Annotated in this window: 23 protein-coding genes and 1 pseudogene; 22 read left to right on the forward strand and 2 right to left on the reverse strand. The window is 63.7% G+C overall.

From position 1 onward, the window contains the following. The first annotated feature begins 17 nt into the window (after positions 1 to 17). The 3 genes from rpoC to MTX19_RS16090 all read left to right on the forward strand — a co-directional run bounded on the left by rpoC (position 18) and on the right by MTX19_RS16090 (position 8,675). The gene (gene rpoC / locus MTX19_RS16080) at positions 18 to 4,217 is read left to right on the forward strand and encodes a DNA-directed RNA polymerase subunit beta' (protein WP_280984401.1); all 4,200 of its coding nucleotides are present in this window, start codon (positions 18 to 20) and stop codon (positions 4,215 to 4,217) included. Positions 4,218 to 4,398: 181 nt separating this feature from the next. Then, positions 4,399 to 6,459 (forward strand): FAD-dependent oxidoreductase, encoded by a 2,061-nt coding sequence (locus MTX19_RS16085; RefSeq protein ID WP_280984402.1) that lies wholly within the window; start codon positions 4,399 to 4,401, stop codon positions 6,457 to 6,459. Positions 6,460 to 6,668: 209 nt separating this feature from the next. Continuing rightward, entirely contained in the window at positions 6,669 to 8,675 is a 2,007-nt protein-coding gene (locus MTX19_RS16090; protein WP_280984403.1) for an ABC transporter ATP-binding protein, read from the forward strand. Between the two features lie 35 nt (positions 8,676 to 8,710). Here the strand turns inward: MTX19_RS16090 and MTX19_RS16095 are convergent, their stop codons facing one another. After that, positions 8,711 to 9,919, reverse strand: a complete 1,209-nt coding sequence (locus MTX19_RS16095; protein WP_280984404.1) for an FAD-dependent monooxygenase — start codon at positions 9,917 to 9,919, stop codon at positions 8,711 to 8,713. A 568-nt stretch (positions 9,920 to 10,487) separates the two neighbouring features. Between MTX19_RS16095 and MTX19_RS39270 the strand changes: the two are divergent. Continuing rightward, positions 10,488 to 10,949, forward strand: a pseudogene (locus MTX19_RS39270) (GNAT family N-acetyltransferase); the annotation flags it as partial. A 183-nt stretch (positions 10,950 to 11,132) separates the two neighbouring features. Here MTX19_RS39270 and MTX19_RS16105 read toward each other — a convergent pair. After that, on the reverse strand, positions 11,133 to 12,320 hold the full coding sequence (locus MTX19_RS16105) for an NAD(P)/FAD-dependent oxidoreductase (RefSeq protein WP_280986058.1): 1,188 nt from the start codon (positions 12,318 to 12,320) through the stop codon (positions 11,133 to 11,135). A gap of 691 nt (positions 12,321 to 13,011) precedes the next feature. Here MTX19_RS16105 and rpsL point away from each other — a divergent pair. From rpsL to rplE, 18 genes are all read left to right on the forward strand, one after another. Next, positions 13,012 to 13,383, forward strand: coding sequence for a 30S ribosomal protein S12 (gene rpsL, locus MTX19_RS16110; RefSeq protein ID WP_006611834.1), 372 nt, complete (start codon positions 13,012 to 13,014; stop codon positions 13,381 to 13,383). A gap of 15 nt (positions 13,384 to 13,398) precedes the next feature. After that, positions 13,399 to 13,869, forward strand: a complete 471-nt coding sequence (gene rpsG, locus MTX19_RS16115) for a 30S ribosomal protein S7 (protein ID WP_280977347.1) — start codon at positions 13,399 to 13,401, stop codon at positions 13,867 to 13,869. A gap of 30 nt (positions 13,870 to 13,899) precedes the next feature. Beyond that, positions 13,900 to 15,972 (forward strand): elongation factor G, encoded by a 2,073-nt coding sequence (gene fusA, locus MTX19_RS16120; protein ID WP_280977348.1) that lies wholly within the window; start codon positions 13,900 to 13,902, stop codon positions 15,970 to 15,972. A gap of 40 nt (positions 15,973 to 16,012) precedes the next feature. Next, positions 16,013 to 17,203 carry an elongation factor Tu gene (tuf, locus tag MTX19_RS16125; RefSeq protein ID WP_280977349.1) on the forward strand — a complete coding sequence of 397 codons (1,191 nt, stop codon included), beginning with the start codon at positions 16,013 to 16,015 and terminating at the stop codon, positions 17,201 to 17,203. 86 nt (positions 17,204 to 17,289) lie between these two features. Further along, a complete protein-coding gene (gene rpsJ / locus MTX19_RS16130) occupies positions 17,290 to 17,598 on the forward strand; it encodes a 30S ribosomal protein S10 (RefSeq protein ID WP_002712302.1) in 309 nt (102 codons plus the stop codon). Positions 17,599 to 17,652: 54 nt separating this feature from the next. Further along, the gene (rplC, locus tag MTX19_RS16135) at positions 17,653 to 18,372 is read left to right on the forward strand and encodes a 50S ribosomal protein L3 (protein ID WP_280977350.1); all 720 of its coding nucleotides are present in this window, start codon (positions 17,653 to 17,655) and stop codon (positions 18,370 to 18,372) included. Between the two features lies 1 nt (position 18,373). Then, positions 18,374 to 18,994, forward strand: coding sequence for a 50S ribosomal protein L4 (gene rplD, locus MTX19_RS16140; RefSeq protein ID WP_280986059.1), 621 nt, complete (start codon positions 18,374 to 18,376; stop codon positions 18,992 to 18,994). Next, positions 18,991 to 19,290: a 50S ribosomal protein L23 gene (locus MTX19_RS16145; protein WP_280984407.1), complete on the forward strand. Its 300-nt coding sequence runs from the start codon at positions 18,991 to 18,993 to the stop codon at positions 19,288 to 19,290. Before rplD ends, MTX19_RS16145 begins: the two co-directional genes overlap by 4 nt. Positions 19,291 to 19,302: 12 nt before the next feature. Beyond that, positions 19,303 to 20,136, forward strand: coding sequence for a 50S ribosomal protein L2 (gene rplB, locus MTX19_RS16150; protein ID WP_280977352.1), 834 nt, complete (start codon positions 19,303 to 19,305; stop codon positions 20,134 to 20,136). A gap of 12 nt (positions 20,137 to 20,148) precedes the next feature. Continuing rightward, the gene (gene rpsS / locus MTX19_RS16155) at positions 20,149 to 20,427 is read left to right on the forward strand and encodes a 30S ribosomal protein S19 (protein ID WP_008136357.1); all 279 of its coding nucleotides are present in this window, start codon (positions 20,149 to 20,151) and stop codon (positions 20,425 to 20,427) included. Positions 20,428 to 20,437: 10 nt separating this feature from the next. Beyond that, entirely contained in the window at positions 20,438 to 20,824 is a 387-nt protein-coding gene (gene rplV / locus MTX19_RS16160) for a 50S ribosomal protein L22 (RefSeq protein WP_280977354.1), read from the forward strand. A 17-nt stretch (positions 20,825 to 20,841) separates the two neighbouring features. Then, entirely contained in the window at positions 20,842 to 21,546 is a 705-nt protein-coding gene (gene rpsC, locus MTX19_RS16165; protein ID WP_280977355.1) for a 30S ribosomal protein S3, read from the forward strand. 30 nt (positions 21,547 to 21,576) lie between these two features. Continuing rightward, entirely contained in the window at positions 21,577 to 21,990 is a 414-nt protein-coding gene (gene rplP, locus MTX19_RS16170) for a 50S ribosomal protein L16 (protein WP_280984408.1), read from the forward strand. A gap of 5 nt (positions 21,991 to 21,995) precedes the next feature. After that, positions 21,996 to 22,202 (forward strand): 50S ribosomal protein L29, encoded by a 207-nt coding sequence (rpmC, locus tag MTX19_RS16175; protein ID WP_280977357.1) that lies wholly within the window; start codon positions 21,996 to 21,998, stop codon positions 22,200 to 22,202. 11 nt (positions 22,203 to 22,213) lie between these two features. Further along, positions 22,214 to 22,462, forward strand: a complete 249-nt coding sequence (gene rpsQ / locus MTX19_RS16180) for a 30S ribosomal protein S17 (protein ID WP_066499426.1) — start codon at positions 22,214 to 22,216, stop codon at positions 22,460 to 22,462. 75 nt (positions 22,463 to 22,537) lie between these two features. Beyond that, on the forward strand, positions 22,538 to 22,906 hold the full coding sequence (gene rplN / locus MTX19_RS16185; protein ID WP_006611848.1) for a 50S ribosomal protein L14: 369 nt from the start codon (positions 22,538 to 22,540) through the stop codon (positions 22,904 to 22,906). Continuing rightward, positions 22,906 to 23,220, forward strand: a complete 315-nt coding sequence (gene rplX, locus MTX19_RS16190; RefSeq protein WP_280977358.1) for a 50S ribosomal protein L24 — start codon at positions 22,906 to 22,908, stop codon at positions 23,218 to 23,220. The genes rplN and rplX overlap by 1 nt, the downstream gene beginning before the upstream one ends. Next, positions 23,213 to 23,770 carry a 50S ribosomal protein L5 gene (gene rplE / locus MTX19_RS16195; protein ID WP_280977359.1) on the forward strand — a complete coding sequence of 186 codons (558 nt, stop codon included), beginning with the start codon at positions 23,213 to 23,215 and terminating at the stop codon, positions 23,768 to 23,770. The genes rplX and rplE overlap by 8 nt, the downstream gene beginning before the upstream one ends. Positions 23,771 to 23,780: the final 10 nt, after the last annotated feature.

Genomic DNA, 23,780 nt, shown 5'->3' on the forward strand with positions numbered 1-23,780 from the left:
CACGCGAGGAGAAGACCATGAACCAAGAGATTATGAATCTTTTCAATCCGACGACGCCGGCCCAGGTCTTCGACCAGATCCGGATTTCGATCGCGTCTCCGGAGAAGATTCTGTCGTGGTCCTACGGCGAGATCAAGAAGCCGGAGACCATCAACTACCGCACGTTCAAGCCGGAGCGTGACGGCCTGTTCTGCGCGCGCATCTTCGGTCCGATCAAGGACTACGAGTGCTTGTGCGGCAAGTACAAGCGGATGAAGTACAAGGGCATCATCTGCGAAAAGTGCTCGGTCGAGGTGACGCTGTCGCGCGTCCGGCGCGAGCGCATGGGCCACATCGAGCTGGCCGCGCCGGTCGCCCACATCTGGTTCCTGAAGTCGCTGCCGTCGCGCATCGGCCTGCTGCTCGACATGACGCTGAAGGATCTCGAGCGGATCCTCTATTTCGAATACTACGTCGTGCTCGAGCCGGGTCTGACCGCGCTGAAGGACCGTCAGCTGCTGTCGGAAGACGAGTATCTGAAGGCGCAGGACGAGTACGGCCAGGATTCCTTCACCGCCATGATCGGCGCGGAGGCGATCCGCGAGCTGCTCAAGGGGCTCGACCTCGACAAGCTCGAGGCGCAGCTGCGTGCCGACATGGCGGAGACCGACTCCGACATCAAGCACAAGAAGCTCGCCAAGCGTCTGAAGATCGTCGAGGCGTTCCGCGTCTCCGGCAACAAGCCGGAATGGATGATCATGACGGTCGTCCCGGTGATCCCGCCGGACCTGCGCCCGCTGGTGCCGCTCGACGGCGGCCGATTCGCGACCTCGGACCTCAACGACCTCTACCGCCGCGTCATCAACCGCAACAACCGCCTGAAGCGGCTGATGGAGCTGCGCGCGCCCGACATCATCATCCGCAACGAAAAGCGCATGCTGCAGGAGGCCGTCGACGCGCTGTTCGACAACGGCCGCCGCGGCCGCGTCATCACCGGCGCCAACAAGCGCCCGCTGAAGTCGCTCGCCGACATGCTGAAGGGCAAGCAGGGCCGGTTCCGTCAGAACCTGCTCGGCAAGCGCGTCGACTATTCGGGCCGTTCGGTGATCGTGGTCGGTCCCGAGCTGCGCCTGCATCAGTGCGGCCTGCCGAAGAAGATGGCGCTCGAGCTGTTCAAGCCGTTCATCTATTCGCGGCTCGACGCCAAGGGCCTGTCCACCACGGTGAAGCAGGCCAAGAAGCTGGTCGAGAAGGAGCGTCCGGAGGTCTGGGATATCCTCGATGAGGTGATCCGCGAGCATCCGGTGCTGCTCAACCGTGCGCCGACGCTGCATCGCCTGGGCATCCAGGCGTTCGAGCCGGTGCTGATCGAGGGCAAGGCGATCCAGCTGCATCCGCTGGTCTGCGCCGCCTTCAACGCCGACTTCGACGGCGACCAGATGGCCGTGCACGTTCCGCTGTCGCTCGAAGCGCAGCTGGAAGCGCGCGTCCTGATGATGTCGACCAACAACATCCTGCATCCCGCGAACGGCCAGCCGATCATCGTGCCGTCGCAGGACATCGTGCTCGGCCTCTACTACGTCTCGATCATGCGCGAAGGCCTGCCCGGCGAGGGCAAGATCTTCGGCGACATGGCCGAGCTCGAGCATGCGCTGCACTCGAAGGTCATCCACCTCCACACCAAGATCAAGTACCGGTGGGAGAGCCTTGGCGAGGACGGCAAGCCGTCCAAGCGCTGGATCGAGACCACCGCGGGCCGCATCATGCTCGGCAATCTGCTGCCCAAGCATCCGAAGATCTCGTACGACATCATCAACAAGCTGATGACCAAGCGCGAGATCTCCGGCGTCATCGACCAGGTCTATCGTCACTGCGGCCAGAAGGAGACGGTGATCTTCTGCGACCGCATCATGGCGCTCGGCTTCTACAACGCGTTCAAGGCCGGCATCTCGTTCGGCAAGGACGACATGGTGGTGCCGCACGGCAAGTGGAAGATCGTCGATTCGACCCGTACGCTGGCGAAGGATTTCGAGCAGCAGTACAACGACGGCCTGATCACCCATGGCGAGAAGTACAACAAGGTCGTCGACGCCTGGTCGAAGGCGACCGAAGAGATCGCCAAGGCGATGATGAAGGAGATCTCCGCCACCAAGAAGACGGCGAGCGGAGCCGACGCCGACATCAACTCGATCTACATGATGGCGCACTCCGGTGCGCGTGGTTCGCCGGCGCAGATGCGCCAGCTCGCCGGCATGCGCGGCCTGATGGCCAAGCCGTCGGGTGAAATCATCGAGACGCCGATCATCTCCAACTTCAAGGAAGGTCTGTCGGTGCTCGAGTACTTCAACTCGACCCACGGCGCCCGCAAGGGTCTCGCGGACACCGCGTTGAAGACCGCGAACTCGGGTTACCTGACCCGTCGTCTGGTCGACGTCGCACAGGACTGCATCATCACGCAGGCCGACTGCGGCACCACGCTCGGCATCAAGATGCGCGCCATCGTCGATGCAGGCACGGTCGTCGCCTCGCTCGGCTCGCGCATCCTGGGCCGCGTGGCCTGCGATGACGTGCGCGACCCCGCCACCAACAACGTGATCGTCAAGCGCGACACGCTGATGGAGGAGAGCCATGTCGACGCGATCCAGCAGGCCGGCATCCAGGAGGTGAAGATCCGCTCGGCGCTGACCTGCGAGCTGATCAACGGCATCTGCGGCAAGTGCTACGGCCGCGATCTGGCCCGCGGCACGCCGGTCAACCACGGTGAGGCCGTCGGCGTCATCGCGGCGCAGTCGATCGGCGAGCCGGGCACGCAGCTCACGATGCGCACGTTCCACATCGGCGGCGCGGCGCAGCTCAACGAGCAGTCGTTCGTCGAGTCGAACTTCGACGGCAAGATCGTGATCAAGAACAAGGCGATCGCCCGCAACAGCGAAGGTCACCTGATCGCGATGGTGCGCAACATGGTCGTTGCGATCGTCGATGCCGACGGCGCCGAGCGTGCGACCCACCGTATCCAGTACGGTTCGCGCATGCATGTCGACGACGGCGACACGGTCAAGCGCGGCCAGCGCATCGCGGAGTGGGATCCCTACACCCGCCCGGTGCTCACCGAAGTCGAGGGCACGATCGGGTTCGAGGACCTGGTCGAGGGCCAGTCGATCTCGGAAACGCTCGACGAGTCCACCGGTATCGCCAAGCGCGTGGTCATCGACTGGCGCACGACGCGCGGCGGCTCGGACCTGCGTCCGGCCATCGTGGTCAAGGGCAAGGACGGCAAGGTGATGAAGCTCGCGCGCGGCGGCGACGCCCGCTACATGCTGTCGGTCGACGCCATTCTGTCGGTCGACATCGGCGCGAAGGTCATGCCGGGCGACATCCTGGCGCGGATCTCGACCGAGAGCGCCAAGACGCGTGACATCACCGGCGGTCTGCCGCGGGTGGCGGAACTGTTCGAGGCTCGCAAGCCGAAGGACGCGGCGATCATTGCGGAGACCGCGGGCACGATCCGCTTCGGCCGCGACTACAAGAACAAGCGCCGCATCTCGATCGAGCCGTTGGACAAGACCGAGGAGCCGCGCGAGTACCTGATCCCGAAGGGCAAGCACATCCACCTTCAGGACGGCGATATCGTCGAAAAGGGCGATTTCATCGTCGAAGGCAACCCGGCACCGCACGACATCCTGGCGATCAAGGGCATCGAGGAACTCGCTGCCTATCTGGTCAACGAGATCCAGGAGGTCTACCGGCTGCAGGGCGTGCTCATCAACGACAAGCACATCGAGGTGATTGTCCGTCAGATGTTGCAGAAGGTGGAGATCACCGATCAGGGCGACACCGACATGATCTCGGGCGAGCAGGTCGACAAGATCGAGTTCGACGCGCTCAACACCAAGGCCAAGGAGGAGGGCAAGAAGCCCGCCACGGGTACGCCGGTTCTGCTCGGCATTACCAAGGCGAGCCTGCAGACCCGCTCCTTCTTCTCGGCGGCGTCGTTCCAGGAGACCACGCGCGTGCTCACCGAAGCGGCCGTCAACGGCAAGGTGGACCCGCTCGAAGGCCTCAAGGAGAACGTCATTGTCGGCCGCCTGATTCCGGCCGGCACCGGCGCCTCGATGGCGCGGATCCGCGAAGTCGCGATGAAGCGCGACAAGCTGATTCTCGACGAGCGCGAGAAGCAGGCGGCGATCGTGCCGACGGCTCCGGAAGCGGAGCCGCTGGCGCTGCCGCCCGCCGAATAGGGCCCCGCAGAACTACGGTAGCCAACGAGAAGGCCGGCTTCGCGCCGGCCTTTTTGCTGCTTTCTTTTGGTGTTGCGGTGCAGGGACGCACTTTGTTCATCTTTCCTTCAGGCAAAAAAGCGCTTTTGCTAAGCTGACTTAGGCCGGCTGCTTTGCAGTTTCCGGAGACCACGGAATTCACATGCTTAACTTGGCTATCGTTGGCGGCGGCCCCGGGGGGCTGATGAGCGCCTGGTACTTGAAGCGTAAGCTCGGCGACCTCTGCCGCGTCACGATCTTCGAGGCGTCGAACCGACTCGGCGGCAAGATTCTCACGCGCAAATTCGAGTCCGCGCCCGCGATGTACGAGGCCGGCGTTGCCGAAATCTACGATTACTCGATGACGGGGCCGGATCCGCTGCGCGAGCTGATCCAGCATTTCGGACTGCAGACGATTCCGATGGACGCCGAGCAGGTTCAGCTCGACGGCGAGCTGCTCGCCGACGTCTCCGGCATGCGCCGCAAATACGGCCCGCAGACCGCGGCCGCGATCGAGGCGTTCCGCAGGCGCTGCGCCGACCTGGTGTCGCCGATCGAATATTACGAGGGCATCGGCGCCCACGACAACGAACACCCATGGGCCTACAAGACCGCCGAGCAGGTGCTCGACGAGGAGGTCGAGGACGAGACCGCCAAGCGCTTCTTCAAGGTGATGGCGCGCTCCGACATCGCGACAGAGAGCCACAACACCAACGGCCTCAACGCGCTGAAGAACTACGTGATGGACGTCGACGGCTATATCGGCCTGTACTCGATCCAGAACGGCAATGAGCAATTGATCGACTGCCTGCGCTCGGAAGTCGATGCCGACATCCAGCTCAATCATCGCGTTCTCAAGGTCGGCAAGACCGCCAACGGCCGCTATCAGCTCAACATGATGAACGGCAAGGGGCCGGAGACGCGCGACTTCGACCTCGTGCTGGTCTGCCTGCCGCATTCCTGGCTCGCGACCATGCGCTGGGACGGCGAGGCGCTGCGCCGGTCGATGGTCAAGCACGTCGCTTATTTCGACCGGCCGGCGCACTATCTGCGCGTCTCGATCCTGTTCGACGAGCCGTTCTGGGGCGAGAAGATCCCGGGCGCCTGGTTCATGTCGGAGGCGTTCGGCGGCTGCTGTGTCTACAATGAGGGCGCGCGCCACGACGTCGGCAAGCACGGCGTGCTGAACTGGCTGATCGCCGGCTCCGACGCGCTCGCCTTCGCCAATCTCAGCGACCAGGAGCTGATCGACGCCGCGTTGAAGTCGCTGCCGGCCTTGCTCGGCAATGCGCGCGAGCATTTCCTGGAAGGCAAGATCCACCGCTGGCTCTCATCGGTCAACGCGCTGCCCGGCGGCCTGCCGGTGCGCGATATCATGACCAACCACCGCCCCGAGCCGAAGGAGCATCCGGGCATCGTGGTGGTCGGCGACTATCTGTTCGATTCGACGTTGAACGGGTTGCTCGACTCTTCGGACGCCGCGACCGACATCATCGTTACCGAGATGATGCGGCTGCGCCGCGCCCGCGCGCAGGCGGATCCGACGTTCTCCGACAAGATTGACCGCAGCTACTTCGACAACTACCGCGGCGCCGGTCCGTACAGCAAAGCCTGGCGTCAGTTCAGCGATCCGGACTATCTGACGGACCTGATCAAGACGGTGTGGGGCCGGGCGAAGGACCACAAGCTGCTGATCGCGGGCTCCGCCAGCGGCGAGCTGGTGGGCGCGCTGCGCGAACGCGGCATCGACGCCTGGGGTATCGAGAACAACCGCTACATCCACGGCAAGACGCCGAAGGCGCTGACGAAGTACAACAAGCTCGGCTCGATCGCCGACATGCCGTTCAAGGACAACGAGTTCGATTTCGTGTTCGAGACCAGCCTGTGCCATCTCGGCGAAAAGCAGGTGCCGCGCGCCGTGCGCGAGCTCAACCGCGTGGTCAAGACCGGCCTTGTGTTCGGCTCGGTGACCTCGGACATGGCGCCGGCGATGATCGACCGCTACGACCTGTTGCGGGGGGTGAAGAAGCTCGGCACCTGGTGGGAATGGTCGGAGCTGTTCTTCAGCAACGGGTTCGACCTGTCGATGCACCGCCACGACTGCACCGATGCGTTGTGGGCGCTGACGCTTGCAGCCAACAAGGGACCGGGGCAGTGGTACGCCGACGCCGACAGCCTGCGCTATTCCTTCTTCGACAAGGTCGATGCTGACGAGGACGATTAGCGGGGAGGGGCGCGAGGCAGGCATCTCGCGTCAACAATCCGTCAAGCAGCAGCAGCGGTCCGGCCGAATCCATGGGGCCGCCGCGCCACGGGTTGGTTGTCCCAAACGCTTTGCCGAACTGGTCCTGATCGCATAGGATCGCCGCCGCAGTGCTTGCCGCTGCAATTTCGATTTGCGGTCATGCCGGCCGTGGAGCATCGGTTGGTTTCATGGCGCCCAAGTCTCCCGCATCCGACACTCCGAAACTGCTCGATCCCGATGATCCCGAGCTGAAGAAGAAGCTCGCAGGCACACCTGCGCCGGCCGTCTCGCCGAAGCCGGCTGCCGCGCCGCTGCAGGACGATGACGACGAGGAGGACGAGGACGACGAGCTCGATCTCGACGATGATGATGACGACGAGGACCTGGCCGTCTTCACCGCCAAGGAAGCCGCTGGCGCGCTCTCCACGATCTTCGGCTTCGTCAAGCCGATCCTGGCTGGCTACAAGAGGCCGTTCGCCTTCGTGACCATCGGCGTGCTGGTCGAGACGTTGTTCAACGTCATTATGCCGCTGAGCCTGAAATTCCTGATCGACGACGCGCTCGGCGAGGAGGATTTCGGGGCCCTTTACAAAATCCTCGGCGTGCTTGCCGTCGCGGGTATCGTCACCTCGATCATCGCGGTGTGGTACGAGCGCTGGGACGCGCGGCTCGCCGCCGGCATCATTGCCGACGTGCGGACGCGGCTGTTCGAGCACGTCCAGAACCTGCCGTCTGCCTATTTTGCGCGCACCAAGCGCGGCGAGATATTGTCGCGCTTCTCGATCGACCTCTCGGCGTTCGAGGGCTCGATCAAGAACTTTGCCAACAGCGCGGCGCTGCCGTTCTTCGAATTGATCGCCGGCATCATCCTGATGCTGTTCCTCAGCTGGCAGCTCGCTGCGGTCGCACTGCTGATATTTCCGATCACGCTGATCGGCCCGCGCATCCTGACACCGAAGGCGGTGCAGGCGAACTACGAGCAGAAGCTGAACGAGGCGGCGCTGCTGGGGACGGTGCAGGAGAACGTGGCAGCGCAGGCGGTGGTGAAAGCATTCAACCTGCAGCGCCGAGCGCTCGGCTGGTTCACCCTGCGCAACTGCGACGTCAGGGCGAAGGCGGCCTCCGCCATGTTCCTGTCGACCATGGTGGAGCGCACCGTCACCATCGCGGTGCTGCTGTTACACCTCGTGGTGCTGGCGATCGGCGCCTACCTGGCGACCAAGGGGCAAATCACCGTCGGCACCTTCGTGACCTTCGAGGGCGCGTTCTGGGAGGTGTCGTACAACATCGCGCATCTCATGCACTTCATCCCGATGTCGATCCAGTCGGCGGCGGCGGTGCAGCACATCCAGGAACTGCTCGACGAGCCGACCCGCGGTGCCGACCGCCCCGGCGCACCGGATCTGCCGCGCATCACCAACGACATCACCTTCGACCACGTCACGTTCAAATACGAGGGCGCGGCGACGCCGGTGCTCGACAATCTCAGCCTCAAGCTCAAGGCCGGCAAGAGCGTCGCGATCGTCGGCCCCAGCGGCTCCGGCAAGAGCACCTTGTTGAACCTGATTCTACGTCTCTACGTGCCGGACGAAGGCCGCGTCGCCATCGACGGCGTCGACATCCGCAAGGTGACGCGGGAATCGCTGCGGGCGAATATGGCGATCGTGTTCCAGGAGAACATGCTCTTCAACATGTCGATCCGCGAGAACATCCGGCTCGGCAAGGAAGGGGCGACCGACGCGGAGGTCGAGGACGCGGCGAAGAAGGCCGAGATCCACCGCTACATCATGAGCCTGCCGCACAAATACGACACGCCGGTCGGCGAACGCGGCGACACGCTGTCGGGCGGTCAGCGCCAGCGCATCGCGATCGCGCGCGCGATCATCCGCAATCCGTCCGTGCTGCTGCTCGACGAGGCGACCTCGGCCCTCGACCAGACTACGGAGGCCGCGATCAACCACACGCTGCTCAAGGTCGCCAAGGGCCGCACCATGATCTGGTCGACGCACCGCCTGACCTCGGTGGTCGAGATGGACGAGATCATCGTGATATCGGGCGGCAGGGCGATCGAGCGCGGCTCGCATGCCGAGTTGCTCGCCAGGAACGGCGTCTACCGCAAGCTCTGGGACGACCAGGGCCACGCCTCGCACGACGCGGACGATGACGATGATGAGGATGAGGACGACGAGGAGTAATCCCGTCGGGTTGTCGCCGGTCGCGCTCGCCTGGATCAGGCGAGCCGGCCTCGCGGCGGTTGTCCGCCGATCACGCGGCGTCCGGGGCGGGCAGACCTCACCGGCAGCCGTTTGCGGATCGCGTAGCGGACGCCCTGGGCGAGGCGAACCGCGAAGCGGCCCCAACGACCGGCCCGCCACGCAACCCCGCGTTCGATCGAGAGCGACCGCAGGTGATAGGCCTTGGCGAGGCATCGCGCCTCGCATGCGACCTTGATGGGGTCCTCGTAGAATTGCTTGATCTTGTCGACGTCCATGCCGTCCGTGGCGAGCCAGGCAGGGATATGGATGTTGCAGAGACGTTCGACATCGGTGAAGACCTTGGTCGTCCCGGTGCCGGCGGCCGGGCAGGACGTCGAAAACGCGTCGCCGGCCAGCACGACGCCGGGCCGAAGATAGCCGTCGGTCACGCAGAGATCGGCGGGCCTGATCCGGATCGGCGTGCCCACCTTGAAATCCCCCATCATGCGATGCAGGCCCGGCATCACCGCCATCATCGTCGCTTCGGGGGCCTGCCGGAAATCGCGCAGCCACGGATCGGTCATGTCGCGGTAGACCATCAGGTTGGCGCGCATCTTGTCGCCGATCGGGAAGACCGAGAGATAGGCCATCCGCTGGCCTGGCCGCCCCGGCCAGTAGGTCAGCGCCGGGAATTCGAACGAGGCGCGGCCGACCGGCGCGATGTCGAAGCCCAGCGTGATCGAATGACATGAGCTGATGACGCGGCGTTGCATGCCGAGCATCTCGCGAAGACCGATGTTCAGTCCGTTTGCGAGCACGACGAGGCGTGCCGAAACCACCTTGTCGTCGGCGAGCGTGATCCTTTGGCGGTCGCTGCTGGTTGCAATCGCGTAGGCCTTGCCGTGGATGATCTCCACGCTCGCGGGGACCTGCGCACGAACGGCATTGACCAGCGTGTCGTACATCACGCCGTGCTGGTCGCTCGGTTTCCTGGCGACCACGAGGCCGAAGCGTGCCTCCCAGACCTCGCCGTCGAGCGTGGTGGCGTCCAGCGTTCGTTCGGCGAGCCCCGTCTTGCGCAACAGCTCGAGCTGGTTTCCGGCCAGCTTCTCGCAGCGCAGCTCGGGCGGGTAGGTCACGTGCGGATCGATCAGGCAGGCCGCCACGCCGGCGCGCCCGAGCATTGCTGCGGCAGTCGCGCCGGCAAGCCCGCCGCCCACGATCGCAACGTCCGTGTACCGCATGGATGATGGGCCCCGAATTGAAGCGGCGAGTCTGCGCTTCAATGGCAAAAAAACGCTGAAGCGCCTGATCACGATCCGGTCAACACCGCCGTGCTTAACCGAATCACAATCTCCGCATCGCACGATGCCCTGTCGAAACGGCCGAACAGGCAAATTGCGGATGATTTCGGTAACGATCGATTCACCAAATCTGGACCTTGGCACGCAGTGGGACGATCTCGTTCTGCGGGCATCGCCGAACGTGTTCATGCATCCCGCCGCGCTGAAGGCGGCGAACGACACTCATTTCGCCCGCATCGGGATGATGCTCGCATGGCATGAGGGCACAGGTTCGCGCCGCCTGGTCGGCGCCTGGGCCCTGCAGCGGCGCAGGGTGGTCCCGTGCTGGCCCGAGGTGCTGGAGGGGCTGCCTTACAACTACGCTTTTCTGTCCAACCCGGTGGTCGATCCCCTCCATGTCGACGAGGTGATCCCGGCGCTGCTGGCGGCAGTCGAGATGAACCGGCAGCTGCCGAAGATGATGAACCTGATGCAGTTCGATGCGGAAACGCCGAGCCACAAAGCGATGATGGAGGTGCTCGCCGCGCGGGGCGTGGCCCCGCTGGTGCTGACGGCGAGCGCACGGCCTTATGTGACGCGGGAGTTCGGCGTGAAGCGCTCCGGCTCGACGCGGAAGAAGCTGCGCCAGGACTGGAACAGGCTGTCGGCGCTGGGCAACGTCGAGGTGATCAACGACCGATCGCCCGCCGCCGTGCCCGCCGCGTTCGAGACGTTTCTGACGATGGAGCAGGCGAGCTGGAAGGGCGCGCGCGGCACCGCGCTGCTGTCGGACGGCCACGATGCGGCGTTTGCGCGGAGACTGGTGCAGAATCTCGCCGCCGTGCAATGCGCATCGGTCGCGCTGCTGCAGGTCAACGATGAACCGATCGCGGCACAGGTTTTGATGTATTGCGGGACGACGGCCTACACCTGGAAGACGGCGTTCGATCTGACGTTCGGCAAGTACTCGCCCGGCGCGCTGCTGGTCGACAAGGTCACCGACCAGCTGCTTGTCGGATCCGATATCCAGACGATCAATTCGTGCGCAGCCGAGGACAGCTTCATGGCGCAGCTATGGGCCGGCCGCCGTCCCATGGTGGACATGCTGATCGACGTTCGCGCCGGTCATTCGCTGGGCTACCGGATGGAAGCGGCGCGCCAGCTCGGTTACCAGCTACTGCGGCGTCTGCGGCACCGCATGCGCCACTGCCGCCCGGCGGCCGCCGCTGCGCAGCCGCCGAAGCCGGCCTTTGACAAGATAGGCGAGAAAGCGCGCCCAGCGCTGAGCGCGCCAATAAAGCCCGGGGTCGATCGACACCGAGCGGAACGAGAACGCCTTGGCGTTTGACCAGGCGTCGCACGCGGTCTTGAGCGGATCGTCGTAATAGGTTGCGATCTTGTCCGCACCCATGCCGTCGGTCGCGAGCCAGGCCGGGATGTGGACGCTGCAGAGTTGCACCACGTCGGTGAACACCTTGTCGGTTCCGGTGCCGCTGACCGGGCAGGTGGCCGCAAAGGCGTCGCCGACCAGCACGACGCCGGCCTGCCGATAGCCGGTGCTGACATAGAGGTCGGTGGGCCTGACCCTGATGTCGCCGGAGACATCGAAGTCGCCGGTGATCCGGCGCAACCGCGGCAGCGCGGCGTTGAGTGCCTCGACTGGATTGCGCCGCATCGCGCGCAGCCAGGGATCGTCGGCCTGGCGATAGGTGAAGAGATTGGCGCGCATCCGGCCTTCGATCGGAAACAGCGTCAGATAGGGGATGCGGTCGCTTGGCCGCTCGGAGAAATAGGTCATCGCCGCGAACGGGAAGGCCGAACGCCCCACCGGCACGAGATCGAAGCCGAACGAGATGGAGTGGCAGGGGCTGGTGACCTCGCGCCCAATGCCGAGGCTGCGGCGCAGCCCGACGTTCAGTCCATTGGCGAGCACCACGAGCCGGGCCGAGATCGTATCGCCGTTGGAAAGCGCCAGCGTCTGGCGCTCGGCGCTGGTCCTGACATCGATGACCTTGTCGCAGACGAATTCGGCCGGTTCGGCGATTTCGGCGCGGATTGCTGCGATCAGCGCGGCGTACATGATGCCGAATTGCTGGTTCGGGGGAGTGTCGAGCAGATAGCCGAATCGTGCGATCCAGTTTTCGCCGCTCCGTGTGGCCGAGCGCAGCACGGATTCGGCGAATCCCGTCGCAGCGAATCGCTGCAGCTGCTCAACTCCGCCGAGCTTCTCGACGCGGAAATCGAACGGATAGGTCCAGTGCGGGTCGATCAAAATGTTCGGAATCCCGGCGCGCCCGAGCATGGCCGCGGCGGTCGAACCCGCGAGGCCTCCGCCGATGATTGCAATGTCGGTGTGCCGCATGAGGGGTCTGAGACGACAGGACCCGCCTTTTTGCGCTGCGAATGGCAAATAAAACCTTATTTTGCGGCCGACTCCGGTAACCCGGTCGGGAAGAATTGTTTCTGATCATATTATGTCCGGGTAAAATTTGATTCACCCGAACGCACCGTGGGGTAGTGTGGGGCAGGGGAGTTGTCATAATCCGGCGTGCACCCGGGCGCGGAGGAAATGCGAAATCCGCAGGCGCCAGAGGCGTTTCTTTGATTATCGTTTTGCTTGACTTCACTATCCCGCGCTTATACAAGGCGGCCACTTAACGACAGGCGGTGAGCAACGCCAGCGTCGGAACGGAACACCCCTAGGGTCCCTTTTCGGGAGCCGGACGGGCACCAACCTCGACGAATGCCGCTCAAACGCTGTCGATGATAGCTAGGCAATGCCAGGACGATTTTAGTTCTCTTGAGCAAGTCCTCTTGAGAGTGAATTCGGATGCATGACCTCGGTGGCGGGCTGGACAGCGAACGCTGAGCAGTCCGGGAATCGCGGTCCTCTGTGGCGTCGAAGCGCTTTCCACTCAGCGATGAGTGGTTGGCGCGATTTCGTTTTGCGCGGTTGATTGTTCCGCGTCGAGCGGGCCGTACGGGATGGCTGATCCCGAGAAGAATTTGCGGAGCCATTCAAGGTTTCGCGCGAACTAAAGGGTGAAGGCTGCATGCCGACGATCAACCAGCTGATCGCTAATCCACGTGAAGTGCAGAAGTCGCGCAAGAAGGTGCCGGCGCTGCAGCAGTCGCCGCAGAAGCGCGGCGTTTGCACGCGCGTCTACACCACGACCCCGAAGAAGCCGAACTCGGCGCTTCGTAAGGTCGCCAAGGTGCGCCTGACCAACGGCTTCGAGGTGATCGGCTACATCCCGGGTGAGGGCCATAACCTGCAGGAGCACTCGGTGGTCATGATCCGCGGCGGCCGCGTCAAGGACTTGCCGGGCGTGCGCTACCACATCCTCCGCGGCGTGCTGGATACCCAGGGCGTCAAGAACCGTAAGCAGCGCCGTTCGAAGTACGGCGCGAAGCGTCCGAAGTAAGCGGGAACCGATCAGATGTCGCGTCGCCATTCTGCTGAGAAGCGTGAAGTTCTTCCCGATCCGAAGTTCGGGAACATCGTCATTACGAAGTTCATGAACTCGGTGATGTACGCCGGGAAGAAGTCGGTTGCCGAAAACATCGTCTACGGTGCGCTCGGCATGATCGAGGCCAAGACCAAGCAGAACCCGCTCGGTGTGTTCGAGCAGGCGCTCGAGAACGTGATGCCGACCATCGAGGTCCGCTCCCGCCGCGTCGGTGGCGCGACCTACCAGGTGCCGGTGGAAGTCCGCTCGGTGCGCCGTCAGGCGCTCGGCATCCGCTGGCTCATTTCGGCCGCGCGCGAGCGCAACGAGAAGACCATGACGGAGCGGCTCTCGGCGGAACTGCTGGATGCGTCGAACAATCGCGGGAACGCCGTCAAGAAGCGTGAAGACGTGCACCGGATGGCGGAAGCCAACCGCGCCTTCTCGCACTATCGCTGGTAAGGCGAACAACGAAATCTAAGGAACAGTCTCATGCCCCGCCAACATGCCATCGAGGACTACCGCAACTTCGGTATCATGGCGCATATCGACGCCGGCAAGACCACGACCACCGAGCGCATCCTCTATTACACCGGCAAGAGCCACAAGATCGGCGAAGTGCACGAAGGTGCCGCGACGATGGACTGGATGGAGCAGGAGCAGGAGCGTGGCATCACGATCACCTCGGCTGCGACCACCGCGTTCTGGAACGGCAAGCGCCTGAACATCATCGACACCCCGGGCCACGTTGACTTCACCATTGAGGTCGAGCGTTCGCTGCGCGTGCTCGACGGCGCCGTGTGCGTGCTCGACTCCAACCAGGGCGTCGAGCCGCAGACCGAGACCGTGTGGCGCCAGGGCGACAAGTACAAGGTGCCGCGCATCGTCTTCGCCAACAAGATGGACAAGACCGGTGCCGACTTCTTCAAGTGCCTGTCCGACATCGTCGACCGCCTCGGCGCCAAGCCGATTGCGATCCAGCTTCCGATCGGTGCCGAGAACAACTTCAAGGGTCTCGTCGACCTCGTGAAGATGAAGGGCATCATCTGGAACGATGAATCGCTCGGCGCCAAGTTCGACTATGTCGACATCCCGGAAGATCTGGTCGAGCAGGCCAAGGAATATCGCGAGAAGATGGTGGAAGCCGCCGTCGAGCTCGACGACGACGCCATGGCCGCTTACCTCGACGGCAAGGAGCCCGACGAGGCGACGCTCAAGAGGCTGCTTCGCAAGGCGGTGCTGACCGGCGCCTTCTATCCGGTGCTGTGCGGCTCCGCGTTCAAGAACAAGGGTGTGCAGCCGCTGCTCGACGCCGTCGTCGACTATCTGCCGTCGCCGCTCGATGTGCCCGCGATCAAGGGCACCGACGACAAGGGCAACGAAGTGGTGCGCAAGGCGGACGACAAGGAGCCGCTGTCGCTGCTTGCGTTCAAGATCATGGACGACCCCTTTGTCGGCACCATCACCTTCTGCCGCATCTACTCTGGCATCCTGCAGTCGGGCACCGGCGTGGTGAACTCGACCCGCGAGAAGAAGGAGCGTATCGGCCGCATGCTGCTGATGCATGCGAACAACCGCGAAGACATCAAGGAAGCCTATGCCGGCGACATCGTCGCGCTGGCAGGCCTGAAGGAAGCGCGCACCGGTGACACGCTGTGCGATCCGACCCACCCCGTGATCCTCGAGAAGATGGAATTCCCGGAGCCGGTGATCGAGATCGCGATCGAGCCGAAGTCGAAGGCCGACCAGGAAAAGCTGGGCGTGGCGCTCGCCAAGCTCGCCGCGGAGGATCCGTCCTTCCGCGTATCGACCGACCACGAGTCCGGTCAGACCATCCTGAAGGGCATGGGCGAACTCCATCTCGACATCAAGGTCGACATCCTCAAGCGCACCTACAAGGTCGACGCCAATATCGGCGCGCCGCAGGTGGCGTTCCGTGAGCGTGTCACCAAGCGGGTCGAGCACAGCTATACCCACAAGAAGCAGACCGGCGGTACCGGCCAGTTTGCTGCCGTGACGCTGATCGTCGAGCCGAACGAGGCCGGCAAGGGCTACGAGTTCGAGTCGAAGATCGTGGGCGGTGCGGTGCCGAAGGAATACATCCCCGGCGTCGAAAAGGGTCTGGAGAGCGTGCTGTCGTCGGGCGTGGTCGCCGGCTTCCCGGTGGTCGACGTCAAGGTGCAGCTGATCGACGGCAAGTTCCACGACGTTGACTCGTCGGCGCTGGCCTTCGAAATCGCCACGCGCGCCTGCTTCCGCGAGGCGCTGCAGATGGGCAAGTCTGTTCTGCTCGAGCCGATCATGAAGGTCGAGGTGGTGACCCCGGAAGACTACACCGGTTCGGTCATCGGCGACCTGAACTCGCGGCGCGGCCAGATCCAGGGCCAAGACATGCGCGGCAATGCCAACGTCATCAACGCGATGGTCCCGCTCATGAACATGTTCGGTTACGTGAACAATCTGCGCTCGATGAGCCAGGGTCGCGCGACCTTCACCATGCAGTTCGATCACTACGCCGAAGCTCCGGCGAACGTGTCGGCTGAAGTCCAGAAGAAGTTTGCCTGATTGTCGTTGGTTGGCAACTAACGATTGAACGGAGAGTCAAATGGCCAAAGCTAAATTCGAACGTACCAAGCCGCACTGCAACATCGGAACCATCGGTCACGTCGACCACGGCAAGACCTCGCTGACCGCAGCGATTACCAAGGTGCTCGCAGAAACCGGTGGTGCGACGTTCACCGCCTACGACCAGATCGACAAGGCGCCGGAAGAGAAGGCGCGCGGCATCACCATCTCGACCGCACACGTCGAGTACGAGACGACCAACCGTCACTATGCCCACGTCGACTGCCCCGGCCACGCCGACTACGTGAAGAACATGATCACCGGCGCTGCCCAGATGGACGGCGCGATCCTGGTCGTGTCGGCCGCTGACGGCCCGATGCCGCAGACCCGCGAGCACATCCTGCTCGCCCGCCAGGTCGGCGTGCCCGCGCTCGTCGTGTTCCTCAACAAGTGCGACATGGTCGACGATCCGGAGCTGCTCGAGCTCGTCGAGCTCGAAGTCCGCGAGCTGCTCTCGAAGTACGAATTCCCGGGCGACAAGATCCCGATCATCAAGGGCTCGGCGCTCGCCGCCCTCGAAGACAAGGACAAGAAGCTCGGCCACGACGCCATCCTCGAGCTGATGCGCAACGTCGACGAGTACATCCCGCAGCCGGAGCGTCCGATCGACCAGCCGTTCCTGATGCCGGTCGAAGACGTGTTCTCGATCTCGGGCCGTGGCACCGTGGTCACCGGCCGTGTCGAGCGTGGCATCGTCAAGGTTGGCGACGAAATCGAAATCGTCGGTATCCGCGACACCCAGAAGACCATCGTCACCGGCGTCGAAATGTTCCGCAAGCTGCTCGATCAGGGCCAGGCTGGCGACAACATCGGTGCGCTGCTCCGCGGCACCAAGCGCGAGGAAGTCGAGCGCGGCCAGGTGCTGTGCAAGCCCGGTTCGGTCAAGCCGCACACCAAGTTCAAGGCTGAGGCCTACATCCTCACCAAGGAAGAGGGCGGCCGCCACACCCCGTTCTTCACGAACTACCGTCCGCAGTTCTACTTCCGCACCACCGACGTGACCGGCGTCGTGCACCTGCCCGAAGGCACCGAGATGGTGATGCCGGGTGACAACATCGCGATGGAAGTGCACCTGATCGTGCCGATCGCGATGGAAGAAAAGCTGCGCTTCGCGATCCGCGAAGGCGGCCGCACCGTCGGCGCCGGCGTCGTCGCCGCCATCATCGAGTAAGAACGCGAATAGGGAATGGCGAGTAGCGAGTGGGTCACTCCATTCGCTATTCGCTACTCGCCACTCACTAAAGAGAGAATACGGCAATGAACGGCCAAAACATTCGCATCCGTCTCAAGGCGTTCGACCATCGAATCCTCGATACGTCGACCCGTGAGATCGTGAACACGGCGAAGCGCACCGGTGCGCAGGTTCGCGGACCCATTCCGCTGCCGACCCGCATCGAGAAGTTCACCGTCAACCGTTCGCCGCACGTTGACAAGAAGAGCCGCGAGCAATTCGAGATGCGCACCCACAAGCGCCTCCTCGACATTGTCGACCCGACCCCGCAGACCGTCGATGCGCTGATGAAGCTCGACCTGGCCGCCGGTGTCGACGTCGAGATCAAGCTCTAAGGATTTGGATTTTTACGTCCGCCGCTTGCGGACAGAAAGACAGGAAGCACGCCGATGCGCTCCGGAGTGATCGCACAAAAGGTCGGGATGACGCGGGTCTTTACGGAGACCGGCGAGCATATCCCTGTGACCGTGCTGAAGCTGGGCAACTGCCAGGTGCTGGGTCACCGCACGACCGAGAAGAACGGCTATGTCGCCCTTCAGCTCGGCGCGGGCACCCGCAAGACCGTCTACATGCCCAAGGCCGAACGCGGCCAGTTCGCGGTCGCCAAGGTCGAGCCCAAGCGCAAGGTCGCCGAGTTCCGCGTGTCCGAGGACTCGCTGATCCCGGTGGGCGCGGAAATCCAGGCGGACCATTTCGTGGTCGGCCAGTTTGTCGACGTGACCGGCACCTCGGTCGGTAAGGGTTTTGCCGGCGGTATGAAGCGCTGGAATTTCGGCGGCCTGCGCGCCACCCACGGTGTGTCGATCTCGCACCGTTCGATCGGTTCGACCGGTGGTCGTCAGGATCCCGGCAAGACCTGGAAGAACAAGAAGATGCCCGGTCACATGGGCGTCGATCGCATCACCACGCTCAATCTGCGCGTGGTGCAGACCGACGTCGAGCGCGGCCTGATCCTCGTCGAAGGCGCCGTTCCCGGCTCCAAGGGCGGCTGGATCTCGGTGCGCGACGCGGTGAAGAAGCCGCTGCCGAAGGAAGCCCCGAAGCCCGGCAAGTTCAAGGTTGCCGGCGGCGAGGCTGCCGAGGCTCCGGCCGAGAAGGAGGGCGCGTGAGATGGAACTGAAAGTCACGACCCTTGAGGGCAAGGACGCCGGATCGGTTCAGCTCTCGGACGCGATCTTCGGTCTCGAGCCGCGCGCGGACATCATCCAGCGCTGCGTGCAGTGGCAGCTGAACAAGCGTCAGGCCGGCACGCACAAGGCCAAGGGCCGCGCCGAGATCTGGCGCACCGGCAAGAAAATGTACAAGCAGAAGGGCACCGGCGGCGCCCGTCACGGCTCGGCTCGCGTGCCGCAGTTCCGTGGCGGTGGCCGTGCGTTCGGTCCGGTCGTTCGCTCGCATGCGACCGACCTGCCGAAGAAGGTGCGTGCGCTCGCGCTGAAGCATGCGTTGTCGGCCAAGGCCAAGGACGGCGGGCTTGTCGTGATCGACAGCGCGGCCGTCAAGGAAGCCAAGACCAAGGCGCTGCTCGGTCAGTTCTCCGGTCTCGGGCTCACCAACGCGCTGATCATCGACGGTGCGGAGCTGAACGCCGGTTTCGCGACCGCGGCCCGCAACATCCCGAACATCGACGTGCTGCCTATCCAGGGCATCAACGTTTACGACATTCTCCGCCGCCAGAAGCTGGTGCTGACCAAGGCCGCGGTTGATGCGCTGGAGGCGCGCTTCAAATGAAGAACATTGATCCGCGCCACTACGATGTGATCGTCGCTCCTGTCGTGACGGAAAAGGCGACGCTCGCCTCCGAGCACAACAAGGTGCTGTTCAAGGTCTCCGGCAAGGCCACCAAGCCGCAGATCAAGGAAGCGGTCGAGAAGCTGTTCGACGTCAAGGTGAAGAGCGTCAACACCCTCGTTCGCAAGGGCAAGACCAAGGTGTTCCGCGGCAATCTCGGCTCGCAGTCGGACACCAAGCGCGCGATCGTGACCCTGGAAGAGGGCCACCGGATCGACGTGACTACCGGACTATAAGGCGCAACGACGATGGCATTGAAAACCTACAATCCCACGACGCCGGGCCAGCGCCAGCTGGTCATGGTCGATCGTTCGGCGCTCTACAAGGGCAAGCCGGTGAAGACGCTGACCGAGGGCAAGCTCGGCACCGGCGGCCGCAACAACACCGGTCGCATCACCGTGCGCTTCCGCGGCGGCGGCCACAAGAAGGCCTACCGCACCGTCGACTTCCGCCGCGACAAGGTGGACGTACCGGCGACCGTGGAGCGGCTGGAGTATGATCCGAACCGCACCGCGTTCATCGCGCTGATCAAGTACCAGGACGGCGAGCAGGCCTACATCCTGGCGCCGCAGCGCCTGGCGGCGGGCGACACCGTCGTCGCCGGCAACTATGTCGACGTGAAGCCCGGCAACGTCATGCCGCTCGGCAACATGCCGGTCGGCACGATCGTGCACAACATCGAGCTCAAGATCGGCAAGGGCGGGCAGCTCGCGCGCTCGGCCGGTACCTACGCCCAGATCGTCGGCCGCGACCAGGACTACGTGATCATCCGCCTGAACTCGGGCGAGCAACGTCTGGTGCACGGCCGTTGCCGCGGCACGATCGGCGCGGTCTCCAATCCGGATCACATGAACATCTCGATCGGCAAGGCCGGTCGGACCCGCTGGCTCGGCTGGCGCCCGCACAACCGCGGCGTCGTCATGAACCCGATCGATCACCCGCACGGCGGTGGTGAAGGTCGTACCTCGGGCGGTCGCCACCCGGTTACTCCGTGGGGCAAGCCGACCAAGGGCAAGAAGACCCGCACCAACAAGTCGACCAACAAATTCATTCTCCTAAGCCGCCACAAGCGGAAGAAGTAAGGAACGCCGGACATGGTTCGTTCAGTCTGGAAAGGCCCGTTCGTCGAAGGCTCTCTGCTCAAGAAGGCAGATGCCGCGCGCGCGTCCGGCCGTCACGACGTCATCAAGATCTGGAGCCGCCGCTCGACCATCCTGCCGCAGTTCGTCGGCCTGACGTTCGGCGTCTACAACGGCCAGAAGCATGTGCCGGTGGCGGTCAACGAGGAAATGGTGGGTCACAAGTTCGGCGAGTTCTCGCCGACCCGGACCTTCCATGGCCACTCGGGCGACAAGAAAGCCAAGAAGGCTTGAGGATTAGACGATGAGCAAACCAAAGCGCGAACGTAGCCTCGCGGACAATGAGGCCAAGGCCGTCGCCCGCATGCTGCGCGTCAGCCCGCAGAAGCTCAACCTGGTGGCGCAGCTGATCCGCGGCCGCAAGGCGTCTGCTGCGCTCGCCGACCTGCAGTTCTCGCGCAAGCGGATCGCGGTCGACGTCAAGAAGTGCCTGGAGTCGGCGATCGCGAACGCCGAGAACAACCATGACCTCGATGTCGACGATCTCGTCGTTGCCGAGGCGCATGTCGGCAACGGTCTCGTGATGAAGCGCTTTGCGCCGCGTGGTCGTGGCCGTTCGGGCCGTGTGTACAAACCGTTCTCGCACCTGACCATCGTGGTTCGTCAGGTCGAGGCCGAGGCAAGCGCTTAAGGGCGCAGGAGAAGACGATGGGTCAAAAGATCAATCCAATCGGGCTGCGTCTCGGCATCAACCGGACCTGGGATTCCCGTTGGTTCGCCGGCAAGCAGGAATACGGCAAGCTGTTGCACGAGGACGTCAAGATCCGCGAGATCCTGCACAAGGAGCTCAAGCAGGCGGCCGTGGCGCGCATCGTGATCGAGCGTCCGCACAAGAAGTGCCGCGTGACGATCCACTCGGCGCGTCCGGGCGTGGTGATCGGCAAGAAGGGCGCCGACATCGACAAGCTGCGCAAGAAGGTCGCCGACATCACCTCGTCGGACGTCGTGATCAACATCGTCGAAATCCGCAAGCCGGAGCTCGACGCGACCCTGGTCGCCGAATCGATCGCCCAGCAGCTCGAGCGCCGCGTCGCGTTCCGCCGTGCCATGAAGCGCGCCGTACAGTCGGCGATGCGCCTCGGTGCCGAAGGTATCCGCATCAATTGCTCGGGCCGTCTCGGCGGCGCTGAAATCGCGCGCATGGAGTGGTACCGCGAGGGCCGCGTGCCGCTGCACACGCTGCGCGCCGACGTCGATTACGGCGTTGCAACCGCGTTCACGACCTTCGGCACCTGCGGCGTCAAGGTCTGGATCTTCAAGGGCGAGATCCTCGAGCACGATCCGATGGCCCAGGACAAGAAGATGGCCGAAGGCGACACCCCGCGTTCGCGCCGCGATGCGGCCGCCGCTTGAGGCAAAGCAGGAATTTGAGGGCTTAAAGCCATGATGCAACCTAAGAAAACGAAGTTCCGGAAGGCGCATAAGGGCCGTATCCACGGCGTTGCGACCTCTGGCGCGACGTTGGCGTTCGGCCAGTTCGGCCTGAAGGCGATGGAGCCTGAGCGCGTCACCGCCCGTCAGATCGAAGCCGCCCGCCGCGCGCTGACCCGTCACATGAAGCGCGCCGGCCGCGTCTGGATCCGCGTGTTCCCCGACGTGCCGGTGTCGAAGAAGCCTGCCGAAGTCCGCATGGGCTCCGGCAAGGGTTCGCCGGAATTGTGGGTGGTCCGGGTCAAGCCGGGCCGTGTGATGTTCGAGATCGACGGCGTGCCGGTGCAGACCGCGAAGGAAGCGCTGACGCTCGCCGCCGCCAAGCTGCCGATCAAGACGCGCTTCGTCGCGCGCATTGCGGAGTAATCGCCATGGCCGAGATGAAAGTTGCAGACATTCGCGCGATGAGCGACGACCAGCGGGAAGACGCGATCCTCAACCTGAAGAAGGAGCGCTTCAACCTCCGCTTCCAGCGCGCCACCGGTCAGCTGGAGAACACGTCGCGGATGCGGGAAGCCCGCCGCGACATCGCCCGTATCAAGACCATCGCTGCCGAGCAGCGCGCGAAGAAGAAGTAAGGGGCCAAGCTATGCCGAAACGTACTCTGCAGGGCGTGGTCGTCAGCGACAAGCAAGCCAAGACGGTGGTGGTGCGCGTCGATCGCCGCTTCACCCATCCGATCTACAAGAAGACGATCCGCCGTTCCAAGAACTACCACGCGCACGACGAGAACAACCAGTTCAAGCCCGGCGACATGGTCTGGATCGAGGAATCGAAGCCGATCTCGAAGCTGAAGCGCTGGACCGTGGTCCGGGGCGAACACAAGAAAACGGCCTGATAACTTCGGCTTAGCCGAGGCATTTCAGGGAAATTTTGAGCGCGCTAGAGCGCAGAAAGAGGACGAGGTGCATCAATGATTCAGATGCAGACCAACCTCGACGTGGCCGATAATTCAGGCGCACGCCGTGTCATGTGCATCAAGGTGCTTGGCGGTTCCAAGCGTCGCTATGCCACCGTGGGCGACATTATCGTTGTGTCGATCAAGGAAGCCATTCCGCGTGGCAAGGTGAAGAAGGGCGACGTGATGAAGGCCGTCGTGGTGCGGGTCCGCAAGGACATCCGCCGCGCCGACGGCTCGGTCATCCGTTTCGACCGCAACGCCGCCGTGCTGATCAACAACCAGTCGGAGCCGGTCGGCACCCGCATCTTCGGGCCGGTGCCGCGCGAGCTTCGCGCCAAGAACCACATGAAGATCATTTCGCTCGCGCCGGAGGTGCTGTGATGGCTGCCAAGATCCGCAAAGGCGACAAGGTGATCGTGCTCACCGGCCGCGACAAGGGTCGCACCGGCGAGGTGTTCGAGGTGCGTCCGGACGAGAACAAGGCCCTCGTCCGCGGCATCAACATGGTGAAGCGTCACCAGAAGCAGACCCAGTCCCAGGAGGGCGGCATCATCTCCAAGGAGGCGCCGATCCACCTGTCGAACATTGCGTATGTCGGCAAGGACGGAAAGCCGACCCGCATTGGGTTCAAGATTCAGGCCGATGGCAAGAAGGTTCGTGTTGCCAAGAGCTCGGGAGCAGAGATCGATGGCTGATACCGCTTACGTGCCGCGCCTGCGCGCGGAGTATGACAAGAAGATCCGCGGCATGATGACCGAGAAGTTCGGCTATGCCAACGTGATGCAGGTTCCGCGCCTGGACAAGGTCGTGCTCAACATGGGCGTCGGCGAGTCCGTCAACGACCGCAAGAAGGCCGAGACCGCCGCTGCCGAGCTGACCCTGATCGCCGGCCAGAAGGCGATCGTGACCTATTCGCGCGTCGCGATCGCGACCTTCAAGCTGCGTGAGAACCAGCCGATCGGCTGCAAGGTCACGCTGCGCAAGGCCCATATGTACGAGTTCATCGACCGCCTGGTGAATGTGGCGCTGCCCCGCGTCCGCGACTTCCGCGGCCTGAACCCGAAGAGCTTCGACGGCCGCGGCAACTATTCGCTCGGCATCAAGGAGCACATCATTTTCCCCGAGATCGACTTCGACAAGGTCTCGGAAGCGCGTGGCATGGACATCACGGTCTGCACCACCGCCAAGACCGACGACGAGGCGCGCGCCTTGTTGACCGCTTTCAATTTCCCGTTCCGGCAGTGAGTAGCTGAGT

Source organism: Bradyrhizobium sp. ISRA464 (assembly GCF_029910095.1).
Taxonomy (GTDB): domain Bacteria; phylum Pseudomonadota; class Alphaproteobacteria; order Rhizobiales; family Xanthobacteraceae; genus Bradyrhizobium.

What these genes read in the sequence shown, in the direction of transcription:
- rpmC (WP_280977357.1), top strand. Translation starts at nt 21,996, where the DNA reads ATGGCCGAGATGAAAGTTGCAGACATTCGCGCGATGAGCGACGACCAG.
- tuf (WP_280977349.1), top strand. Translation starts at nt 16,013, where the DNA reads ATGGCCAAAGCTAAATTCGAACGTACCAAGCCGCACTGCAACATCGGA.
- MTX19_RS16085 (WP_280984402.1), top strand. Translation starts at nt 4,399, where the DNA reads ATGCTTAACTTGGCTATCGTTGGCGGCGGCCCCGGGGGGCTGATGAGC.
- rplE (WP_280977359.1), top strand. Translation starts at nt 23,213, where the DNA reads ATGGCTGATACCGCTTACGTGCCGCGCCTGCGCGCGGAGTATGACAAG.
- rplV (WP_280977354.1), top strand. Translation starts at nt 20,438, where the DNA reads ATGAGCAAACCAAAGCGCGAACGTAGCCTCGCGGACAATGAGGCCAAG.
- rplP (WP_280984408.1), top strand. Translation starts at nt 21,577, where the DNA reads ATGATGCAACCTAAGAAAACGAAGTTCCGGAAGGCGCATAAGGGCCGT.
- rplB (WP_280977352.1), top strand. Translation starts at nt 19,303, where the DNA reads ATGGCATTGAAAACCTACAATCCCACGACGCCGGGCCAGCGCCAGCTG.
- rpsQ (WP_066499426.1), top strand. Translation starts at nt 22,214, where the DNA reads ATGCCGAAACGTACTCTGCAGGGCGTGGTCGTCAGCGACAAGCAAGCC.
- rpsS (WP_008136357.1), top strand. Translation starts at nt 20,149, where the DNA reads ATGGTTCGTTCAGTCTGGAAAGGCCCGTTCGTCGAAGGCTCTCTGCTC.
- rpsC (WP_280977355.1), top strand. Translation starts at nt 20,842, where the DNA reads ATGGGTCAAAAGATCAATCCAATCGGGCTGCGTCTCGGCATCAACCGG.
- rplN (WP_006611848.1), top strand. Translation starts at nt 22,538, where the DNA reads ATGATTCAGATGCAGACCAACCTCGACGTGGCCGATAATTCAGGCGCA.
- MTX19_RS16095 (WP_280984404.1), bottom strand. Translation starts at nt 9,919, where the DNA reads ATGCGGTACACGGACGTTGCGATCGTGGGCGGCGGGCTTGCCGGCGCG.
- rplC (WP_280977350.1), top strand. Translation starts at nt 17,653, where the DNA reads ATGCGCTCCGGAGTGATCGCACAAAAGGTCGGGATGACGCGGGTCTTT.
- rpsG (WP_280977347.1), top strand. Translation starts at nt 13,399, where the DNA reads ATGTCGCGTCGCCATTCTGCTGAGAAGCGTGAAGTTCTTCCCGATCCG.
- MTX19_RS16105 (WP_280986058.1), bottom strand. Translation starts at nt 12,320, where the DNA reads ATGCGGCACACCGACATTGCAATCATCGGCGGAGGCCTCGCGGGTTCG.
- MTX19_RS16145 (WP_280984407.1), top strand. Translation starts at nt 18,991, where the DNA reads ATGAAGAACATTGATCCGCGCCACTACGATGTGATCGTCGCTCCTGTC.
- rpoC (WP_280984401.1), top strand. Translation starts at nt 18, where the DNA reads ATGAACCAAGAGATTATGAATCTTTTCAATCCGACGACGCCGGCCCAG.
- rpsL (WP_006611834.1), top strand. Translation starts at nt 13,012, where the DNA reads ATGCCGACGATCAACCAGCTGATCGCTAATCCACGTGAAGTGCAGAAG.
- rplX (WP_280977358.1), top strand. Translation starts at nt 22,906, where the DNA reads ATGGCTGCCAAGATCCGCAAAGGCGACAAGGTGATCGTGCTCACCGGC.
- fusA (WP_280977348.1), top strand. Translation starts at nt 13,900, where the DNA reads ATGCCCCGCCAACATGCCATCGAGGACTACCGCAACTTCGGTATCATG.
- rpsJ (WP_002712302.1), top strand. Translation starts at nt 17,290, where the DNA reads ATGAACGGCCAAAACATTCGCATCCGTCTCAAGGCGTTCGACCATCGA.
- MTX19_RS16090 (WP_280984403.1), top strand. Translation starts at nt 6,669, where the DNA reads ATGGCGCCCAAGTCTCCCGCATCCGACACTCCGAAACTGCTCGATCCC.
- rplD (WP_280986059.1), top strand. Translation starts at nt 18,374, where the DNA reads ATGGAACTGAAAGTCACGACCCTTGAGGGCAAGGACGCCGGATCGGTT.